Below are 527 nucleotides of genomic sequence, written 5' to 3' on the forward strand. Positions count from 1 at the left end.
GGTAGATCGCCGGGTTTCGGGTCTATGCCCTGCAACTAAACGCGCAGTTAACACTCGCTTTCGCTACGGCTCCCCTATTCGGTTAACCTTGCTACAGAACATAAGTCGCTGACCCATTATACAAAAGGTACGCAGGCACCGGACTAAATCCGGCTTCCACTGCTTGTACGTATGCGGTTTCAGGTTCTATTTCACTCCCCTCACAGGGGTTCTTTTCGCCTTTCCCTCACGGTACTGGTTCACTATCGGTCAGTTAGGAGTATTTAGCCTTGGAGGATGGTCCCCCCATATTCAGTCAAGATTTCTCGTGTCCCGACCTACTCGATTTCACGGTAAGTTTATTTTCGTGTACGGGGCTATCACCCTGTATCGCTGTGCTTTCCAGCACATTCCACTAATGTACAAACCGCTTAAGGGCTAATTCCCGTTCGCTCGCCGCTACTAAGGAAATCTCGGTTGATTTCTTTTCCTCGGGGTACTTAGATGTTTCAGTTCTCCCGGTTCGCCTCCTAACGCTATGTATTCAC

1 rRNA gene is annotated in these 527 nt (G+C 49.5%); it reads right to left on the reverse strand.

The annotated features are described in order from the left end of the window. Positions 1–527: ribosomal RNA gene (locus FNN08_RS16270) — 23S ribosomal RNA — on the reverse strand; the annotation flags it as partial.

The sequence above is a fragment of the Thalassomonas sp. M1454 genome (assembly GCF_007097525.1).
GTDB lineage: Bacteria > Pseudomonadota > Gammaproteobacteria > Enterobacterales > Alteromonadaceae > Thalassotalea_A.